18 protein-coding genes and 2 pseudogenes are annotated in these 17,466 nt (G+C 66.7%); 10 read left to right on the plus strand and 10 right to left on the minus strand.

Annotated elements, in window-relative coordinates; genetic code table 11:
- Positions 1-157: 157 nt before the first annotated feature.
- Both ACIBW7_RS35780 and ACIBW7_RS35785 read right to left on the minus strand, forming a co-directional pair.
- Entirely contained in the window at positions 158-301 is a 144-nt protein-coding gene (locus tag ACIBW7_RS35780) for a hypothetical protein (RefSeq protein ID WP_397054252.1), read from the minus strand.
- A gap of 326 nt (positions 302-627) precedes the next feature.
- Entirely contained in the window at positions 628-1,500 is an 873-nt protein-coding gene (locus ACIBW7_RS35785; protein ID WP_397054254.1) for a universal stress protein, read from the minus strand.
- A gap of 597 nt (positions 1,501-2,097) precedes the next feature.
- Between ACIBW7_RS35785 and ACIBW7_RS35790 the strand changes: the two genes are divergently transcribed.
- Positions 2,098-3,087 carry an Acg family FMN-binding oxidoreductase gene (locus ACIBW7_RS35790; RefSeq protein ID WP_397054256.1) on the plus strand — a complete coding sequence of 330 codons (990 nt, stop codon included), beginning with the start codon at positions 2,098-2,100 and terminating at the stop codon, positions 3,085-3,087.
- A 482-nt stretch (positions 3,088-3,569) separates the two neighbouring features.
- Here the strand turns inward: ACIBW7_RS35790 and ACIBW7_RS35795 are convergent, their stop codons facing one another.
- Genes ACIBW7_RS35795 through ACIBW7_RS35805 form a run of 3 tightly spaced genes read right to left on the minus strand, consistent with a single transcriptional unit; the run spans position 3,570 to position 5,618 of the window.
- Positions 3,570-4,124 (minus strand): flavodoxin domain-containing protein, encoded by a 555-nt coding sequence (locus ACIBW7_RS35795; protein WP_397054258.1) that lies wholly within the window; start codon positions 4,122-4,124, stop codon positions 3,570-3,572.
- A gap of 55 nt (positions 4,125-4,179) precedes the next feature.
- Positions 4,180-5,082, minus strand: a complete 903-nt coding sequence (locus ACIBW7_RS35800) for a DUF302 domain-containing protein (RefSeq protein ID WP_397054260.1) — start codon at positions 5,080-5,082, stop codon at positions 4,180-4,182.
- Between the two features lie 8 nt (positions 5,083-5,090).
- Positions 5,091-5,618 (minus strand): flavodoxin domain-containing protein, encoded by a 528-nt coding sequence (locus ACIBW7_RS35805; RefSeq protein WP_397054263.1) that lies wholly within the window; start codon positions 5,616-5,618, stop codon positions 5,091-5,093.
- Positions 5,619-5,754: 136 nt separating this feature from the next.
- Here ACIBW7_RS35805 and ACIBW7_RS35810 point away from each other — a divergent pair, with 136 nt between their 5' ends.
- The 3 genes from ACIBW7_RS35810 (at position 5,755) to ACIBW7_RS35820 (ending at position 7,613) form a co-directional block, all read left to right on the plus strand.
- On the plus strand, positions 5,755-6,045 hold the full coding sequence (locus ACIBW7_RS35810; RefSeq protein ID WP_397054265.1) for a hypothetical protein: 291 nt from the start codon (positions 5,755-5,757) through the stop codon (positions 6,043-6,045).
- A gap of 81 nt (positions 6,046-6,126) precedes the next feature.
- Positions 6,127-6,723, plus strand: a complete 597-nt coding sequence (locus tag ACIBW7_RS35815) for a hypothetical protein (protein WP_397054267.1) — start codon at positions 6,127-6,129, stop codon at positions 6,721-6,723.
- A gap of 11 nt (positions 6,724-6,734) precedes the next feature.
- Positions 6,735-7,613 (plus strand): universal stress protein, encoded by an 879-nt coding sequence (locus ACIBW7_RS35820; protein ID WP_397054269.1) that lies wholly within the window; start codon positions 6,735-6,737, stop codon positions 7,611-7,613.
- Positions 7,614-7,776: 163 nt separating this feature from the next.
- Here ACIBW7_RS35820 and ACIBW7_RS35825 read toward each other — a convergent pair whose 3' ends face one another.
- The 3 genes from ACIBW7_RS35825 to ACIBW7_RS35835 form a co-directional block, all read right to left on the minus strand.
- A complete protein-coding gene (locus ACIBW7_RS35825) occupies positions 7,777-8,721 on the minus strand; it encodes a RimK family alpha-L-glutamate ligase (protein ID WP_397054271.1) in 945 nt (314 codons plus the stop codon).
- 154 nt (positions 8,722-8,875) lie between these two features.
- Entirely contained in the window at positions 8,876-10,285 is a 1,410-nt protein-coding gene (locus ACIBW7_RS35830) for a wax ester/triacylglycerol synthase family O-acyltransferase (RefSeq protein WP_397054273.1), read from the minus strand.
- Positions 10,286-10,747: 462 nt separating this feature from the next.
- Positions 10,748-11,257, minus strand: a complete 510-nt coding sequence (locus ACIBW7_RS35835; RefSeq protein ID WP_397054275.1) for a cation transporting ATPase C-terminal domain-containing protein — start codon at positions 11,255-11,257, stop codon at positions 10,748-10,750.
- Between the two features lie 153 nt (positions 11,258-11,410).
- On the opposite strand from ACIBW7_RS35835, the gene ACIBW7_RS35840 reads away from it, so the two are divergent.
- The 6 genes and pseudogenes from ACIBW7_RS35840 (at position 11,411) to ACIBW7_RS35865 (ending at position 15,770) form a co-directional block, all read left to right on the plus strand.
- Positions 11,411-11,764: a carboxymuconolactone decarboxylase family protein gene (locus tag ACIBW7_RS35840; protein WP_397054277.1), complete on the plus strand. Its 354-nt coding sequence runs from the start codon at positions 11,411-11,413 to the stop codon at positions 11,762-11,764.
- Positions 11,765-11,929: 165 nt separating this feature from the next.
- Positions 11,930-12,403, plus strand: a complete 474-nt coding sequence (locus tag ACIBW7_RS35845; RefSeq protein WP_397054279.1) for a DoxX family protein — start codon at positions 11,930-11,932, stop codon at positions 12,401-12,403.
- A gap of 225 nt (positions 12,404-12,628) precedes the next feature.
- Positions 12,629-12,766, plus strand: coding sequence for a hypothetical protein (locus tag ACIBW7_RS35850; protein ID WP_397054281.1), 138 nt, complete (start codon positions 12,629-12,631; stop codon positions 12,764-12,766).
- A 33-nt stretch (positions 12,767-12,799) separates the two neighbouring features.
- Positions 12,800-12,847 (plus strand): annotated as a pseudogene (locus tag ACIBW7_RS35855) (hypothetical protein); the annotation flags it as partial.
- Between the two features lie 121 nt (positions 12,848-12,968).
- Positions 12,969-13,454: pseudogene (locus ACIBW7_RS35860) on the plus strand (putative PEP-binding protein); the annotation flags it as partial.
- A gap of 306 nt (positions 13,455-13,760) precedes the next feature.
- Positions 13,761-15,770 (plus strand): polyprenyl synthetase family protein, encoded by a 2,010-nt coding sequence (locus ACIBW7_RS35865; RefSeq protein ID WP_397054283.1) that lies wholly within the window; start codon positions 13,761-13,763, stop codon positions 15,768-15,770.
- A gap of 32 nt (positions 15,771-15,802) precedes the next feature.
- On the opposite strand, the gene ACIBW7_RS35870 is transcribed toward ACIBW7_RS35865, so the two are convergent.
- Positions 15,803-16,642, minus strand: coding sequence for a hypothetical protein (locus tag ACIBW7_RS35870; protein WP_397054285.1), 840 nt, complete (start codon positions 16,640-16,642; stop codon positions 15,803-15,805).
- Positions 16,639-17,244, minus strand: coding sequence for an ABC transporter ATP-binding protein (locus tag ACIBW7_RS35875; protein WP_397054287.1), 606 nt, complete (start codon positions 17,242-17,244; stop codon positions 16,639-16,641). The genes ACIBW7_RS35870 and ACIBW7_RS35875 overlap by 4 nt, the downstream gene beginning before the upstream one ends.
- Positions 17,245-17,466: the final 222 nt, after the last annotated feature.

Raw genomic sequence — 17,466 nt, forward strand, 5'->3', positions numbered from 1 at the left:
GCGTCGCGTGGTGCGGCGACAGGACCGAATGGCACCGACTCTGCAGTCGTTGGCCCCTGAGAATCGCGCCGCCGGTCCGGGCCCCTGAGCACGCTGTCCGGGCCTGCGTGTGATGGCCCCAGGCCTTTGGGCCCACGGATATGCCACTACCTCGGCACTAGCCCGCCCGCAACAGGGACAGCGGATCGTCGGCGGTGGTGTGCGCGAGCAGCAGTACGCCGTGGTCATCGCGGTCGTCGATCACCGTCTCGGTTCGGGTAGGACCGTGGAATTCGCGGGTCAGAGGATCTGTGGCCGTCACGGCATTTGCGGCGACGTCCGGCGCGATATGCCGCCCGCTCCGCAGCGTCAGTTCGGTCGGTACACGGCGTCATTGCGATGCAGCCAGGCGCCTTCCTGGCATGCCTGTACCAGCCTGGTTCGGATGGCCCCGCCCACGATCTCGTGTACCGGTGCACCTAGGCGCAGGAGGCTCGGGGGCGGCCCTTCGATCTAGCTGCTCTGCTAGGGGAGGCGGTGGCCGCCGGTTCGGTGCTGCAGGTCTACCGAATCGGCGACAGCGGCGGAAGGCCACATGGCATGACCGGCTCGGATCGTAGGCAGCTGTGGGCGGGGTCCTAGCGTCGATCAGTCCCGGGGGCGGGCGATGATCACTGGGCAGTCGGCCGCATGCAGGACGGCCTGGCTGGTGGAACCGAGGGTCATGCCGGCGAAGCCGCCGTCGCCGTGGCTGCCGACCACGATCAGTTGTGCGCGTTCGGCGGTGGCGAGGATGCGCTTAGCCGGGCGGTCCTCGGTAACCACTCGTTGGACGCGGACCTCGGGGTACTTCTCGGTGTAGCCCGCCAGACTTTCGGCGAGCAGTTCCTCGGCCTCGTTCGCCATATCGTTGCGGGGGATATAACGATTGAATTCGGACCAGGTGTGCACCGCTACCAGGGCCGCGCGACGCCGCGACGCCTGATCGAAGCCGACGTCGATGCCGCGCGTGCCGTCCGGGGAGCCGTCGACACCGACCACGACCGGCCCAAGCGCCCGCTCGGGCGCCACGGTCTCCGGGATCACCGCGACCGGGCAGTGTGCATGCCGGGCTAGCGAGGTACTGACCGAACCGAGCAGTCCGCGCCGAAACGCGCCGAGGCCGCGGGTGCCGACGACCAGCAGTCGGGCCTCCTTCGATCGGTCGCACAGTACGGGGATGGGCGGGGCCTCGACAACGAATGTCTCGATATCGATCGGGTGGATCGAATCCGATACGGCGACAGCGGTTTTACGTGCGAGCGCGACCGCGGCGGCGCCGGCTTCGCGATAGACGTCGTAGTCGATCTGGTTGAAGGCGATACCCGGTCCGTAGTCGACCGGTGCGCCGATCGCGTAGATGATGTGCAGGGGGGCGCCGTGTCGGGCCGCGTCGACGGCGGCCCACCGCACGGCTTCGACGGAATCGGCGGATCCGTCGGCGCCGACGAGGACGGGCGAATTGACGGTATTGGGGGACATGTGAATTCTCGACTTTCTGGAGCGGGACCAGCGCGGGCGAACGATCACGTCGGCACCGACAACCACTGCGGCCGAGGCGATTCGGTGCGGATCGCTGCTGCGCGGGTGGTCATGGGCTGCCCTTCGGGTCCGACAATCGGGTACCCGTAGGTTATGAACTCCGGGAGGGTCGGCACGCCTGTCCAAGGTCACGAACCCGAGGGCCGAAAGGCTGTGGCTGTGCGCCCTTGGTATCACCCAGGTGCAACGCAAGCGCGGCTTGGTCGGCGATGGCGGCAAACATCGTCTGCGCCACGGCATCGAGCGGGGGCGTGGCGGCCGGGCGCAGGGTGGTGAGCACTCCGATGACCGAATGTCCGGCTCGCAGCGGAAGTATCAGCGCCGGGCCGAATTCGACAGGCTCGGCATTCCGCATCCGGGATGTCGGCGAGGGGCCGGTCGGCAACAGGGTGATGGCATCCGGCCGGTGACAATCCGGCGGCGATGTCGGAAGCCAACGCCCACGGCCGCCCGAAGTCCCGTCAAGAGGGCCGTCATGCTCTTATCGTGGCGCCACGTCGGTGAGACCGTTGCTTGAAATCGACGAAGGAAGGCGACATGGACCGCGGATTGCCCGATGACAGCACTGTCAAAGCAGCACTGGCTCTCGCGGTGCGGGCACCGTCGGTACACAATGCTCAGCCGTGGCGGTGGCGGATCGGTGGCCGTTCCATCCACCTGTACCTCGACTACGCGCGCACACTGACCGCGACCGATCCGGATCAGCGTGATCTGGTGCTGAGTTGTGGTACGGCACTGCATCATCTGCGCATCGCGTTCGCGGCACTGGGCTGGTCCGCGGTGGTGCATCGGCTGCCGAATCCGGCGGATCCGAACCACTTGGCTGCGGTCGAGTTGGTGCGTCATCGGCCGACATCACTGGATGTCGCACTGAACGCGGCGATTTCGAGACGCCAGACCGACCGCAGGCATTACTCGTCGTGGCCGATCCCGCACGGATATCTGGGGCTGGTTGCCGAACGCGCCGCAACACTGGGGGCCATCGTGACGCGGGCCAGTGACCGCCCACGCGAGGTCCTGGCCGAGACAATACGTACCGCAGCCGCCCGGCACACCCGTGACCTGGAATACCACTTCGAATTGCCGAATTGGTCCGGCAGGCACAGCTCGGACGACGCGGTGCCCGCCAGGAACGCTTTTCGTGTGCGGCAGCGTGACGAACTGCCGGCCCGCGAATTCGCGGCGCCCGCATCAGCCGACGGTGCGCACGAACCCGATTACGCCGAACTGCTGGTGATCAGCACATCGGCCGATGATCGGCTTTCGCGGTTGCGCGCGGGCGAGGCGATCAGTGCGGTGCTGCTGACCGCCACTAATATCGGCCTGGCCGCCTGCCTGCTCACCGAACCGCTCGAGCTTGCGGACCTGCGCCGCAGGGTGCGTCACGAGGTGCTCGACGACCTCGCCCAACCCCAGGCGATCCTGCGGGTCGGCTGGCTCCCGACCAGTGCATTGTCGTTGCCGATCACGCCGCGACGGTCGGTGGCTGATGTGCTCGACCCGTTCGAGTCGGCTGCCGCCAGCTGATCCTTGGCCACCGAACCCATTCGCGCAGACGCCGCTGAGCCGGTGCGGCGCAACGCCTTACGACGGCCTCCAAACCGGCGCGATCGGCCGCAATGCGGGCTGTTGCGTACGGGCCGAGGATGTCCGGGTCGACGGCTTCGACGACGGTGGCATCGTTGTCGGTGCGCACCACCACATTGCAGGCCAGCAGTAGGTCGACCTCCCGGTGGATGCCGAGCACCCGGCGACAAATCTCGCCATCACCACCGAGGTGACCTTCGACCTGATCATTCCGACACTGATCGAACGCTCCGCACACGCCCACCCGCCGAGTCGAATCGACCAGGGACGGATCGAAATGTCTTTGTTCGCGCCATCGCCCGGTCCGGCAGCGGCGGCTACAGTCGAAGGTCTCGGCGTTGTGCCCCATGGTCCCGGCAGCGATCAGCGGGCGGTCCCGGCGACCGGCCGCGCCGCCGGGTGGTACATCCGGTCGGCTCCGATTACGGGACAACGGTGTTCGACTGTGCCGCGGGCAGACCGAGTGATTGCGCGATCGTCGCGGACCAAGCACGGATGGCGGCCCAGTCGCGCAGATCGCCGTAGCGGCCACCGCCCATCAAGCGATACAGCACTCTGGCTTTCAGCGAGACGCCGACGTGTTCGTAGTGTCCGGAGAACGTCTTGTAGTCCCGCGGCGATATCGAGTCGCGCAGCGCGGCGATCTTCTTCGGCACGATCCGGCCGATGCGGCTTCCGATGGGCCCGCCGAGCGCGGGGCCGAGGCCGACACTGAAGAGCCAGACATTCTTATTCCGCAATGCCTCCCGGTGCGTTCGCACGAAGGTGACGGCCGCGGGCAGGAAGTCCATATCGTGGATCGCGCTGCCGAGCACGACGTTGTCGAAGCGGGACAGCTCCGGTGCATGCTCGGCGTCCCTGAGCTCCACTTCGGCGCCCTGCTCGCCCAACTCTGCGGCAATGAACTCCGCGATATCGCGGGTCGATCCCTTTTCGGTCGCGTATACGACCGCGATGCGAGGTGCGTTCGATTCCATACCCTCAGCGTCTCGTAGGAGCCCAACCGCTGGTGAGAGCCGTGATGCCCGTCGGTCAGGGACCAACGTCCCCCATTCGGTGCGCCAGGCGCTTTTCGACAGATGCCAGGGCAACCGCCAAACGATCGCGGGCTTCTCCGGTGACCGCGCGCAGCTCGGGCCGGTCAGCGTGGTGCAGGACCTCGCCGCACAGCAGCAACACCGGGTCGACCGCCTCGACGAGAGTGGTATCGCCGTCTTTGCGCACCACGACATTGCACGGCAGTAACAGTCCGACCCGGGGATCACTGATCAGCGCACGCTGCGCGAGGATCGGGTTGCAGGCGCCGAGAATCAGGTAGTCGTCCATCTGCACACCGAGCTTCGTGTGCAGCGTGGCGCGCAAGTCGATCTCGGTCATAATGCCGAAACCCTGTTCGGCCAATGCCTTTCGCAGTTCCGATACGGTGTCGGCGAACAGTGCTTGCACCCGCACAGCGAGGGTGGCGGCGATCGGTCGGCGGATCTCGGTCACGAGATCCCCGGGCCGCACGGCGGCCTCCGGCGCCACCAGATACACCTCGGTCGGCGGCCCCATCGGTTGATAGTCGGAGGAGCGGATCCAGTCGTCCAACGCACGGTAGGCATCACCGATGTGTCGATAGTCGCCGTGGTGCCTGGTGCTGACGCACAGCTTCGGCTCGGGACGGCGCAAGTTGACTTGTTCAGTGGTGCCGTCGAGCGCCCCGTCGGTCACCGGGAGACCGAAGTCCACTTCAGTGGTCATACCCGGCCCGAGCATGCCCAGATACGTCGTCGACGGTGGCCCGGCCGGCGCGATTCCGGTGCGTGCGGCCAACTCGTAGAGTGCCCGCATCCCCTCGCGGATATCGTCGCCCGCATGGTCGCCGCGGACCGAGCGGCGCAGTTCGAGCACGGTGGTGGTGTTCGATTCGACGACCTCGACCCGGTATGACATCACTGACCTCAGGACCGGTGTGCGGTGTGGTCGAGTTCGGCGCGGGCGAGGCGATCTGCCCAAGCCTGCGCGCGCTCCAACTCACCCGGCGTGACCGGGCCGAGGATGCCGTCGACGAGAAAGTCCACCGGTCGGTCGACGAGCTCATACCCCAGGCGCCGCAACCGTTTTCCGGCACCACGTGCGGCCGATCCCGGTAGCCAGGAGGGTTTCGCGGCCTTGGTGGCGAAGGCGGCGGCCCGGGAGCCCGGCGGCACCGGCAGCGCCGCGTCGAGCCATTCCCGCATCCCGATATCGACCGCGACCGGCGCCTCGGTCCGGCTCGCCGCGTCGCGCCGCGTCCGAGTCCGGCTCATCCCGAGGGCGTGTGTCGGGGCACCGACCACAAGTAGATCCACCGTCGGCTCGGGGCGCTGGGCGGCGGCGGCCACATCCAACACCTCCACTTCGCCGTATTCGCCCAATGTCGCTGCGATGGCCTTGGCGATGGCGGCGGTGTTGCCGAACATCGACTCGTAGACGACCCGGATCCGCATCTCGGTCTCCTCTGCACTGCTACCTGCGGAAGCTCCTTCGACCTCGACGCTACGTTCGCCCAACGCCGCCGCACAGTGCCGAACCGCCGCATGCCGAGGGACCTTCGACCATCCTCTTCGCTGCGCAGAACGCGCCATGCTGGCCAGACGCAGGCGCGGCTACTTCCCCGGTCTGCGGCCATTCGACGGCTACGGCCGGATTCGGCCCTGTACCAATGTCCTCGCCGGTGTCACGGTCGGCGCCTACCTGGTGGTACGGCGGTGGCGTTGGCACCGCCGGCCCTTGGCGACGGCCCGGGTCGAAGCTGATCTGCGCGACGATCTCGACGCGGCCGGGCTGACCGCGCGGATCGGCACCGAGCCACCTCTACCCGACCTTGCCGACAGTGATTGCGGCGAGAAAGCGAGGTCGCTGGACCCGCGGTAGCGATGACCTTCGTCTCTGCCCGTGCACGGGCCGACGCGCGATGCTCGGATCAGGGCAAATGCCAGAGGAAGGTGATCGGCGATGTCGCAGGACTCGGCGTTCTCGGTGCGTGGTGCACGGTCACCACTGCCGCGGTGCGGGTTGCTGCGAATATGGAGTCCGAATCCGTTGCTGCGGCCTTCGGATCGGCTCGAGGCCGTGTTGCGGCTCATGGTCGCATTCGCCGTGCTCGTCGCGATCCCGGTCGCCGCAGCGCTGGGGACAGACGCCTACGCCGACGCCCGAACCCGCACCGAGGACACGGCGAAATCCGTTGTCAGCGCGGTGATCACGGCCGAGCCCGAGCGGACGCCTTCGCATCTGCTCGAGGCGCCTGTGCAGTGGATCCAGAACGGGCGACCCGGCACAGCGACGGTGCGGGTGTCACGCGATGCGGGCGCCGGTGATCGCGTAACCGTGTGGCTGGGGGCGACCGGCGCTCCGACGGCTGTACCACGGCGTCCCGGGACCGCCGCGATGACGGGAATCGGCGTCGGCGTCGTGGTGCTGAACGGCACCTGGGTCGTCGCATGGCTGCTGCTGCAGGGCAGCACCCGGGTGCTCGCGCGTCACCATCGGGCGCAATGGGACCGGCACTGGCAAAAGCTCGACCATCCGATCACAGACGACAGGCGATGAAGGGAACGAAGATGGGCAATTCCACAGCGGCGCAGATCATTGCGGCCGTCGACGGCTCGGCGAGTTCGTATGAGGCGGTTGCCTGGGCGGCGGTCGATGCCGTACTGCACCGCTGTCCGCTGCGCATCCTCACCTCGGTGGCGGTCCCTGACTTCGGCCCCGACCGAACTCTGAGCGAAGTGGATGTGGAGTGGCTGCGTCGCGACGGCGAGCGAATCATGGCCGAAGCGGCCAGTGTGGCACATCAGACCGTGCCGGGGGAGGAGTTGGAGCTTGCCACCGAGGTAATCTTCGCCTCGATCATTCCGACCCTGATCCGGCGCTCGGCGCAGGCCAGGATGCTGGTCGTCGGCAGCCGCGGCATCGGCGCGTTCCACCGCGGACTGCTCGGCTCGGTCAGCACCGCGCTCACCCATCACGCGCATTGCCCAGTCGCCGTGATTCATGGGAATTCGGCGATCGATCCGGTGTCGGCAAGCAAACCCGTCCTGGTCGGCGTCGACGGGTCACCGAATAGCGTGCCCGCCATCGAGCTCGCGTTCGAGGAGGCATCGCGCCGCAAGGTGGGCGTGACGGCGCTGCACACCTGGAGCGATGCCAGCGGCATCGATCTGCCGCATTCGGGCTGGGAGGCCGCGCGTGAGTCCGAGGAAGCGCTGCTGGCCGAGAACCTGGCAGGCTATCGCGACCGGTATGCGCAGGTACCGGTGCTGCGGATCCTGAAGCTCGACAGGCCCGTTCGAGCGCTGCTCGACGAGTCGGCGAATGCGCAGCTGCTTGTGGTCGGCAGCCACGGCCGCGGTGGGTTCGCGAGTATGGTCCTCGGCTCAACCAGCAATGCATTACTGCACACGGTGGAGTGCCCGATAATCGTCGTACGCAACAGCTGACCTGATTCCGCCGACGGCGCGAGGTCCACAGTCACCCGCCGCCGACTCGGGCCGGTGCGTCGGACACGGTAGCGGCTTCTTCGGCCTGGGTTCGCTCGGCGCGCTGTTTGATGCCGCCGCTCGGGTGATCCCGCCGGAACTCCCAGGCGGGCAGCGATATTGATTACGCGATAGCGTGGGGTCCAGGTCGTAGATGCGCCTCCACATACGGAACCGCGACGGTCCGCAGCGCGCTGTGTGGGTCGATCGTCGGATGCACATTGACCTCGAACACCACACCACCGCTTTCGGGTACGAGGTCGACGCCCGCGAACGGCAGCCCGAGCGCCTTGACCGCCGCCACCGCCAGCTGCGCCAGCCCGGCCGGGAGTTCATCGACCCGCAGCACGGTCGAGACCGCGCCCCGGCACTCGTTGCACGGTGCTTCCGGATCGGCCTGCACATGTTCGCAGGCACGCACGATCTGCCCGTCCAGAACGACGACGCGGAACTGATGTCGTCGTCCCATCGCATCGAAATTTCTTGCGTCCCTCGCGATCAGCCAACTCTGACCGGACTGCGCATAGTGACGAACGACCTCTCGCAACCGGGTGCGGGTGGTGATGTGAAAGACATCATCGCCGCCCATGCCGACATTCGGACGTGCCCAGACATCACCGCCGAGTCGATCGAATGCGGCCATTGCCCGAGCCTCGGTCGGGTGCTTCAGACTGAGTGTCGGCATGTGTGGAATGCCCTCGCGGACAAAGGTTTCCACCGTGAGATTCTTCTCGGTCGCGGCCCGCCACGGCCGGATATCGGTGCCGAGCGAGCGGACGCCGTGGCGACGCAGCACCCGCTGGAATCCCTCGAAATCCCGCCGCCTGGCTGGCGGGATCTCATAGATGATTACCACCGACGATGTGACGGAAAGGTTTTCAGCGGCGATCTCGAAGCGGAGTCCGTCAGCGTCGGCTCGTACCCGCCCGCCGCCACCGCGCATGAAGTGCCGAGCATCGAGTAGGACCGGTGCACGGCCGGTGCACATTTCGATCGCGGCGGACAAGACCGCGCGGCTGCCCTCCATCGAGCTGTGATCGGTCATCAAGACGAGCCCGCGAACCGCCATCTTTACTATGCAACCGCATCCCCATGTTCCAGGGCGCCGATATCCGTCACATCTGTCGAATTACCGCGGACCGTTTGCCTTGCGGGCCAGGGGTTTCAGCCCTCGGTTCAGATCGGCCGGAACGGAAAATATCGTCGCGTACGACGCCCTTCGGTCAGTCGGGCACGGGTGCGTCCTGGCTGCGGCGCGCGTCCGGTTCGACCACGCTGTCGCGGTGCGGCAGACGGTGGGCGGCGTGGGCCAACAGTTCGGCGATGCCTTCCCGGATGCCGTCGGCGATGACCTCGATATCGGGTGTGGTGTCGTAGTCGCCGGTGATGCCGAAGGCCAGGTTGTCGCCGTAGCTGAGGATGGCGATCGCGGTGCGCAGCCGCATCGCGATCGGTATGCACGGCAGCAGTTCCAGCACCTGGTTGCCCTGCATGGTCAGGGGTCGCCGTGGGCCGGGCACGTTGGTTGCCAGCGCTCCGACGCCGCGCTGGGGGAATCGCGCCGCGAGCCGGAGGGTCCAGGCGATGGGGGCGAACGGAAGCCGCCCGGCCAGCTCCAACATCGAATTCTCGGCCTGTGCCCCGCCCTTCGACTTGTGCTCCGTCATCCGGTCATGGATTGTGCCGAGTCGTTCGACCGGGTCGGCTATGTCGATCGGCAGGTGTGGCAACAGGACCGAGACCCGGTTGTCGAGTACATATTTCGCGTGCGCCGGGCGCATCGACACCGGCACCAGGACACGGAGTTTATCGCTGGTCGGGACCTCGCCGCGGCGCGTGAGCAGGGTCCGGTAGGCCGAGGCGACCGCGGCCAGCACGATATCGTTGACGGTCACGCCGAACGCCGCGCTGATATCGCGCACCTCGGCGAGCGAGGTGCGCACGGCGACGTAGCGGCGCTGGTGTCCGATGGGCCCGTTCAGCGAGGATTCGGCGGCCGGGCTGATGGCGGCCATCGCGATCGGAGCGAGGCTGCGCAGCGTGCTGACCACGAAGCGGGGTGCGTCGAGCGGCATCCGCAGGGTCTTGACCGTCCAGTCGAATAATCCGGCCGCAGTATCGTTCTCGTGATCCTGCTTCGGCGCGCGAGTGGGCGCCTTGTCGGCGGGCCGGTCGCAAAAGCCCTCGAACAGCGAGATGCCCGAGACCCCGTCGACGAGGCTGTGGTGTGCGCGCACGATCAGCGCCCAGCGGTTGTCGGCTAGATGTTCGACGACGGTGCACTGCCAGAGCGGATGGTCACGGTCGAGCCGCTCCGCGAGTTCGGTCGCGATCAGCTCGAACAGCGTCGCCTCATCGCTCGGTTCGGGCAACGCGGTCCATCGGATATGGCGCGCCACATCGAAATTCGGATCGTCCTCCCATACCGGTGCGACGAGGTCCAAGGGGGCGCGGCGGATCCGCTGGCGCAGCCGGGTGTTGTCAGCGAGCCGCTCAGCCAGCGCTTCGGTGAATTCGGCTCGCTTCGGTGCGGTGCCGGAAATGATGGCGACCGCACCGATACCGAGGCTGATATGCCGGTCGGAATCCTCGAGTTCCATAAATCCCGAATCCAGCAGATGTAGTTCGGTCATGCCGACCACCTCGAGCGGCAGCCGCCAACCGTCACAGTGGTCGTCTGAGAAACTGCCTCTACACCTCGATTGTTGCGACATCCCGGCCGCTCGTAGCAGATGCGAAGGTAACTCCCCGAGGTGACCGTCGTCATGAATCCTGGCCGACCAGGTTGTTCATCCCGCGCCATTTCGAGTCCGAGCCGCGGTCCCACGCGTCAGCCGCGGCAGTAGCCGAACGGTGGTCCTCTTGCCCGCGCCTTGGGGGGCCCAGATAACCGACGACGACTCCGGCCGGGACCTCGAGGTCAGGTCCAGCAGCGCCGACTTATCGCGGTAACTTGGTCGACCCTGCGGTTCGGATGGTCGATGCCACCGTCGCCGCACGGCGGATGGGTCGGGCCATGGACCGAATGCGATCGCCACAAGGTGCTGGTGGCTGCTCGGGATCGGGCAGGCGCACGACATCGGTGTGCCGGACGTCTACTGCTGTGCAATGTCGCTGCGACGCAACAGCCAGCGCCGGATTTCGTCCGCACCCCAGATGATCACCGGGAAGGGCGCCGCGAAGGCGAGCATGTCCGGGGTGAGCGCTGCCGTGCCGAGTAGGTGCTGAACCGGCGGAAAATAGACGATAACGGCCGCAAGCGCGAGCTCGAACGCGACACCCCACAACAAGATTGGGTTGGACAGCACGCCGATCGAGCGCAGCGACGCCCGTTCGGTGCGGGCCGCGAACGCGGTGCCGATCTGGCCGGCGACGAGGCCGAAGAAGGTCATCGTGGTGGCCTGCAGGTAGGCGTGGTGCAGTGGCGTACCGGGACCGGTGGGATCGCCCGGATGCCATCCCGCGCCCAGCAGCACATAGAAGAGAACGGTACGAGTTCCCGATGGATCCGTCTGCTGGCGATGGTCCCCGATCCGTGGGCCGAAGGGCGCTAGGACGGCGCCGACCGGCCAGCTCGCGCTGGAACCGAGGTGCCCGGCGATCATCACCGCACAATGCTGTCCATCGAATCGCTCCACGAGCGTCAGCAGTTCCGGGGCTGTGCGACCAAAGCCGCCCACGGACAGGACTTAAGACCGCATCGCGGCCCGGCCGACCGCGTGCATCGTGGAGCCAGGAGATGATTATTGAGGAGCGACATGAGCAACTACGGTGCGACGGTCCGGGACGAGCTGCGTACTCCCACCCGCGAGTTGCGGCGTGCGCTCCCGCAGGTGTACGCCGGTTACAAGCAATTGCACGATGCGGCGCTCGCCGCCGGCGAGTTGGATACCAAGACCAAAGAGCTGATCGCCCTTGCCATCGCGGTAAGCAAGGAATGCGACGGCTGCATCGCCGCGCACGCGCACGCCGCGGTTCTACGCGGCGCGACCCCGACGGAGGCGGCCGAGGCCATTGGTGTCAGCTTCCTGATGAACGGCGGCCCCGCAACCGTCTATGGCGCACGCGCCTACGCGGCGTTTACCGAGTTCTACAGCGAACGCACGAACTAGGGCGCTGTCGCATCCGCCGAAGATTTGTGATCGAGGTCGATATCGACGCCGAACTCGCCCAGCTCGGCCCGACTGCGCGGGGCGGCGAGCCACCCGGTGCGCTGTCGTCTTGTCGCGATATCACCTGAACAGCAATAGAATTCGGCTCAGCGGAAGGCGTTTTGCGTGTCCGAAGACCACAGCTTGTACGCACGGCTGACCGCCACGACGGCCCCGGCTTCGGTGATCTGGATCCGCCTCTATGTGGGCGCGGTGTTCTTCTTCGAAGGCATCCAAAAGTTCCTCTTCCCCGACGAACTCGGGACCGGCCGTTTCGACAAGGCCGGTATCCCGGCACCGGGGTTCTTCGGCCCCCTCGATGGGGTGTTCGAAATCGTGTGCGGCGCATTGATTCTGGCCGGTCTGCTGATTCGGCTGGCGACGGTGCCGATGATCGTGGACATGCTCGGTGCTCTGCTGATCACCAAACTGCCGATCCTGTGGGGTGATGCGCCGCTGTTCTCCGGGAAGTCGGGCTGGTGGGATTTCATCCACGAGGCTCGCGTGGACCTCGCTCAACTGTGCGGCAGCGCGTTCCTGCTGATCGTCGGCGCGGGGGCGTGGTCGGTGGATGCGCGGCCGACGCGTGGTGATCGGTGAAGAGGTCACCGGGCCATCGAGTTGTGGCCTTGGCCTCTTTGGCGCCATCGTCGGCGAGTACGACCGTAGCGGCACAGATGTTGGCGTCGAGGATAAGGAAACCGCAATGGCTGGGAGTCCCGATGCTGACAGCGTGCGGGCCGCGTTGGCGCTGGCCTTGCGTGCGCCGTCGGTGCGGGTGGAAGAGGCGCCGGTCTGGGGGAGCTGACCGATGCGCGGCGGCCCGTGCCCGCAGTGTGCGTCGTGCTGCGCTCGGGCTATCTGGAAGCCATGCGCCGCAGCGGGGTGGCTGACGATCTGGCCGTGGAGCATCGTGCCGCACTGGGCGCCGTCGGTGACCAGGCCGAACTCACCCAGCACTGAGATCAGCTGCGGGCGCTGGTAGCCAGGGCGGGCATGCCCGAGGACCTCGAAGAACAGATAGTGCACGCCTACGACGGACTCGGCAGCGAGGCGGGTCTCGCGCTGGTCGCGGTTCGTTCCTCGGCCACCGGGGAGGACAGCGTCTCCGGCTTCGTTCGCCGGGATGAATGTGACAGCGACAAACGTGAGCGGCGCTGCGGATGGCGGCGAGCAGTACGAGCCGGTGGAGGACAACCCGATGATCGGATATCGGGGCTGCGTCCGCTACAACCGCGAGCCGGAGATGTTCGCGCTCGAGTTGGCCGCGCTCGCCCGGGTGCGCGAGCAGAACCCGAACGTGCACTTGATGATTCCGTTTGTGCGCACCCGCTGGGAACTGGAGGCATGCCTCGAGCTCGTCGACGCCGGCCCGCTCGGACGGGCCCGCGGTTTGCATCGCTGGGTAATGGGCGAGGTGCCCTCGGTCGTGCACTGGCTACCCGAATACATCGGCCTCGGCATCGACGGCGTCTCCATCGGCAGCAACGACCTCACCCAGCTCGTCCTCGGCGTGGACCGTGACTCGCAGTTGTGCGCGGAGGTTTTCGACGAGGCCGATCCGGCCGTGCTGGCCGCGATCGAACAGATCGTGCAGACCGCCCCTGCCCACGGCATCACCTGCTCGCTGTGCGGATCGCCTCGGCCAGAGCCGTTGAAGGACATCCTTGCTCGTCAAAACCAAACCCTTTGGAGAGCAAGGAAACCGATGTGCCGGCCGCGAGCGACGACCCACACCTGCGCCCGCCCGCGCACCGCTACCCCTACGTGTGACCCACCCCCGAGGAAGTGGGCTTCTATGGGGGTGTCGGTGAACCGCTGTCCGCCACAGTTGCCCACGCTGTCCGGCCCGCACATGCCGCATCAAAATTGGCCGATACCAACATCTTCCGTGTGATCGTGGTGTCAAATTGCCATTGATCGGCGGTGTTGTTTGTAACCAGTCAGGAGTGCCCGCGTGCCACGTGAAATCGATTCGGCTGTCTTCCCGCATCTGGAGGCGGATTTGGACCGCGTCCGTGACGTTCTCGGACCCGTTCGACTGGAGGGCAGGCCCGAACTGGCCGCACTCACAGACGCAGGGCCCGACACCTCACGCCGCCTTGTGCGCCCCACTTTGACCTTATTGTCGTACTACCTACTCACCGATCCCGCGGTCCCAGCCGAGGACCGGGTGGTGCGCGCCGCTGCTGCCGTCGAGTTGCTGCATGTGGGCTCGCTCTACCACGACGACGTCGTCGATCACGCGTATGAGCGTCGAGGCCGTCCCAGTGCGAACGTGGTGTGGGGTTCGCATATGGCCGTATTGGGTGGGGACTCGGTGATGCTCACGAGTGTGCGGATGCTGGCCGAAGTCGGCGGTCGCGAAGTTCTCGCGGGGGCGATCGCGGGGGAGCAGATGTGCGCGGGCATGGTGATCGAGGCCGCCGACCTCTACGTGGCCTCGCGCAGCGAACAGTCCTACCTGGACGCGATCGATGGCAAAACGGCGGCGGTGCTTTCGCTGGCATGCCGGGTGGGCGCGATGCAGGCCGGCCGTCACGAGCAGGAGGAAGAGGCGTTGGCCCAGTTCGGTCGACACTTCGGACTGGCCTACCAGCTGTACGACGACATCCTCGACCTGACCTCGACCGCCGAAGAGATGGGCAAGCCCGTCAACGCGGATCTGCCCGAAGGGATCTACACCCTTCCCGTGATCCGCGCGGCTGCCCGCGACGGGGACCTGGCCCACCTGCTGCGCAGAGCGATGACGGGTGAGCAAGTCGCACGTGCCCGTGAACTCGTCGTCGCCTCCGGCGCCGTGGACGAAGCACAGGCGATGGCCGATGAATTCATGGACCAGGCTGCCGGTCAGCTCGCCGCTGTGCCTGTAGACCCGCGAGCCCGCCACGCGATGACCGCCTACGCCCGGTCCATACTCGACCGGCGAACTCCGGGGCCCGTGGCCTCCCGGCAGTCGACGCAGCCACCCCGAGCTCACGGCGCTGGGCTCCCGCCGCGGGTCGCGCAATGGTTGCGGAGCTGGCTGCTGGACACCGGCCTTGCGGTCTCTCCTGCCGAGGCCGACTACCACCGGTGGACGGGAGCGATCCGGATCCCGGCACAAACTTTGTCCCCAGCAGCCGACGCGGGCGTTGAACAGACCGCCTACGGCATGGCGGTGCTGGTTCTTGCGTGGGATGACCTCTTCGAGGATCCGCAGTTGAGGGACCCGGAAGCCGTGACCGCGCTGAGGCGGGGCATGGTGGCGATGCTGCGTCAGGACCCGCAGACGCCGTGGCGGCCCGGCGCGATCGCGACGGCGTGGGCGAGTTTGTGGCCGCGCCTGCGCGAGGGCCGGACCACCCGCTGGCAGGAGCGGTTCCTCGACAGCATCGAGGAGTGGTTCGAAGCCGCCGAACGCGAAGCGCACCATCGCATCAATGGCTACATCCCCTCCGTGGCCGACTATCTGCCGCTGCGGATGTCGACCAGCGGAATCGAAACCGCCCTCGCCTGCATGGAGGTGTACCAGGACCGGGAACTGCCGTCGAAGCTGCGCAACCACCCCGTGATCCGCCGTCTCGAGGAACTCGCTTTCTGGGTGACCTTCGTGGAGAACGACCTGGTGGGGTTGGACCAGGACGAGGCCGACCAAATCCCCTACAACCTGGTGCGGGCGGTGCGTCACGAGACCGGCTGCACCCGCCGCGAAGCCGTGGAGCAGGTGCAGCGCCAGGTGGCCGAGCATCGCGCCCAGCTCGAAGCGCTGATCCGCTACGTCCCCGCGCTCCTGCGCGTGCTTCCCGGCCTGTCGGGCCGGGGGAAGGACTACGCGGAGATGTACGTGAACATAACGAGCGTGGGGCTCTGGGGGCGTGAGAGCGATCGGTACGAGCAAACTTCCGCTTCGGCAGCGCCGGACTTGGAACGTTTGCGGCGTGAGATCTACCTCCCGGCCGCCGAACCGGCTCCTACTGCGCCGTAAGCCGCCGCAGCCGGCAGAGCATGTGTCCCGCGCTATCCACCGTGGTGGTCGCGCGGGACACCCGCCGACTGTCTGGACCTCGTCGATCCGGGACGGCGGATCCACATCGTGGGTCGAAGGGACGAGCGGGTGCGCAGATGGAAAGCGACCAGTCCGAGCAAGGCGCTCACAATGAACCAGGCCAGTTGCATAGCGAAACCCGCGAATGGCGTGGTGTCGGAGAAACTGGCCGCGGTCGAAGCCTGCATGGCACCGTAGGAGGGCAGCCAGCGGACGAATTCGCTGTCCGCCCCGGCGCTGGCGATGGGGTTCTGCACGGCCATGTCGAAGCAGCTGATCATCGCGATGGCGAACATGCCCTCCACGTCGCGGCGCAGCAGCGCGCCGAGGGCGACACCCAGCGCCCCGTAGGTCATCGCCGCGCCGAAAAGTGCCGCCGCGAGCAGGACAGGCTGCCGAGGCGACCAATAGCAGCAGATGACAGCGGTGGCGTATGCGCTGACCGCCACCGAGGCCACCACCAGGCACGCGATTTTCGCCAGACCCAGCGCGACCCGGGGATACCCGGCCATCGACAGTCGCCGGTCGAATGCTCCGCTGCTGAAAGTCGCCGCGAACATCATGAACCCGATGATCAGGGAGACCGCCATCAGGGCGCCGCTGATCTGAGCGAGCTCATTGCCGTTGGCGCGCAACACCAGACCGGTGTCTCGGAGCCGGAACGGTACCTCGATGTCGGTGACGGCCACACGCACCAGAGTGATCAATATGGGGAGGAAGACAGCCACCAACAGCATGGCGAACCGGTTACGAGCATGCTCGATGAGGCCGTAGCGCGTGGCGATCACGAACAGTCGCACGCCTTCGCTCATCCGGCCTGCTCCTGTCTGCCTTGTAGGACGCCGTCGTGCAACTGCCACACCTGATCCAGCTTGTCGGTGTCGTGGGCCAGATGGGAGACGACCAGAACCGACCGGCCGGTGTCACGGAAGTCGGCGACCAGATCCCAGAAACGTAGGTAGGTCTCCCAGTCGAAACCCTGGTACGGCTCGTCGAGCAGCAGAACCTGCGGATCATGCATCACCGCTAGCGTCAGATTGAGCTTCTGTCGCGTGCCGCCGCTCAGCGTCGCGACCCGCTCATCGGCATAGTCGGAAAAACGCAAGATCTCCATGGTCTCCTCGGCCCGCCGCAAGTCCGGGACCGCATAGGCTGCGGCGAAGAAGTCCAGGTGCTGGCGAACCGTGAACGCCTCGTTCAGGATCACCTGCTGGGGGCAGTATCCGAACCGCCCACTGTGCCGGACCACCCCTCGGTTCGGTCGCAGCGCTCCGGAGAGGACCTTCAACAATGTCGACTTGCCCACTCCGTTCTCACCGACGATGCCCACGAGCGCCCCGGCGGGCAACACGAGGTCGACACCACGCAGCACCGACCGCCTGCCGTATGAATGGTGGAGGTCCTGCACTTCCATCAAACGCCCCTTACTTGCCGCCGACATAGTGGCCGCCAACCGTCCGAATGCTACCAACCAACGACGAAAACCCGTGCCAGGACGGCTGATTCGCGGTACGCACGCCTCCGGCAGTTCGGCTGGCAGGTCACGATGGCCGCACTGCCGGGGTGCCCGATCTCGCGTAACCAGGCAGGGCTTTTGTCGAGGCACCCATACGACGAGAACCGACCATCAGACGCA

It is taken from the genome of Nocardia sp. NPDC049526 (assembly GCF_044465765.1).
GTDB lineage: Bacteria > Actinomycetota > Actinomycetes > Mycobacteriales > Mycobacteriaceae > Nocardia.

What these genes read in the sequence shown, in the direction of transcription:
- ACIBW7_RS35840 (WP_397054277.1), top strand. Translation starts at nt 11,411, where the DNA reads ATGAGCAACTACGGTGCGACGGTCCGGGACGAGCTGCGTACTCCCACC.
- ACIBW7_RS35805 (WP_397054263.1), bottom strand. Translation starts at nt 5,618, where the DNA reads ATGCGGATCCGGGTCGTCTACGAGTCGATGTTCGGCAACACCGCCGCC.
- ACIBW7_RS35820 (WP_397054269.1), top strand. Translation starts at nt 6,735, where the DNA reads ATGGGCAATTCCACAGCGGCGCAGATCATTGCGGCCGTCGACGGCTCG.
- ACIBW7_RS35870 (WP_397054285.1), bottom strand. Translation starts at nt 16,642, where the DNA reads ATGAGCGAAGGCGTGCGACTGTTCGTGATCGCCACGCGCTACGGCCTC.
- ACIBW7_RS35835 (WP_397054275.1), bottom strand. Translation starts at nt 11,257, where the DNA reads ATGATCGCCGGGCACCTCGGTTCCAGCGCGAGCTGGCCGGTCGGCGCC.
- ACIBW7_RS35815 (WP_397054267.1), top strand. Translation starts at nt 6,127, where the DNA reads ATGTCGCAGGACTCGGCGTTCTCGGTGCGTGGTGCACGGTCACCACTG.
- ACIBW7_RS35830 (WP_397054273.1), bottom strand. Translation starts at nt 10,285, where the DNA reads ATGACCGAACTACATCTGCTGGATTCGGGATTTATGGAACTCGAGGAT.
- ACIBW7_RS35795 (WP_397054258.1), bottom strand. Translation starts at nt 4,124, where the DNA reads ATGGAATCGAACGCACCTCGCATCGCGGTCGTATACGCGACCGAAAAG.
- ACIBW7_RS35875 (WP_397054287.1), bottom strand. Translation starts at nt 17,244, where the DNA reads ATGGAAGTGCAGGACCTCCACCATTCATACGGCAGGCGGTCGGTGCTG.
- ACIBW7_RS35825 (WP_397054271.1), bottom strand. Translation starts at nt 8,721, where the DNA reads ATGGCGGTTCGCGGGCTCGTCTTGATGACCGATCACAGCTCGATGGAG.
- ACIBW7_RS35810 (WP_397054265.1), top strand. Translation starts at nt 5,755, where the DNA reads ATGCTGGCCAGACGCAGGCGCGGCTACTTCCCCGGTCTGCGGCCATTC.
- ACIBW7_RS35790 (WP_397054256.1), top strand. Translation starts at nt 2,098, where the DNA reads ATGGACCGCGGATTGCCCGATGACAGCACTGTCAAAGCAGCACTGGCT.
- ACIBW7_RS35800 (WP_397054260.1), bottom strand. Translation starts at nt 5,082, where the DNA reads ATGTCATACCGGGTCGAGGTCGTCGAATCGAACACCACCACCGTGCTC.
- ACIBW7_RS35785 (WP_397054254.1), bottom strand. Translation starts at nt 1,500, where the DNA reads ATGTCCCCCAATACCGTCAATTCGCCCGTCCTCGTCGGCGCCGACGGA.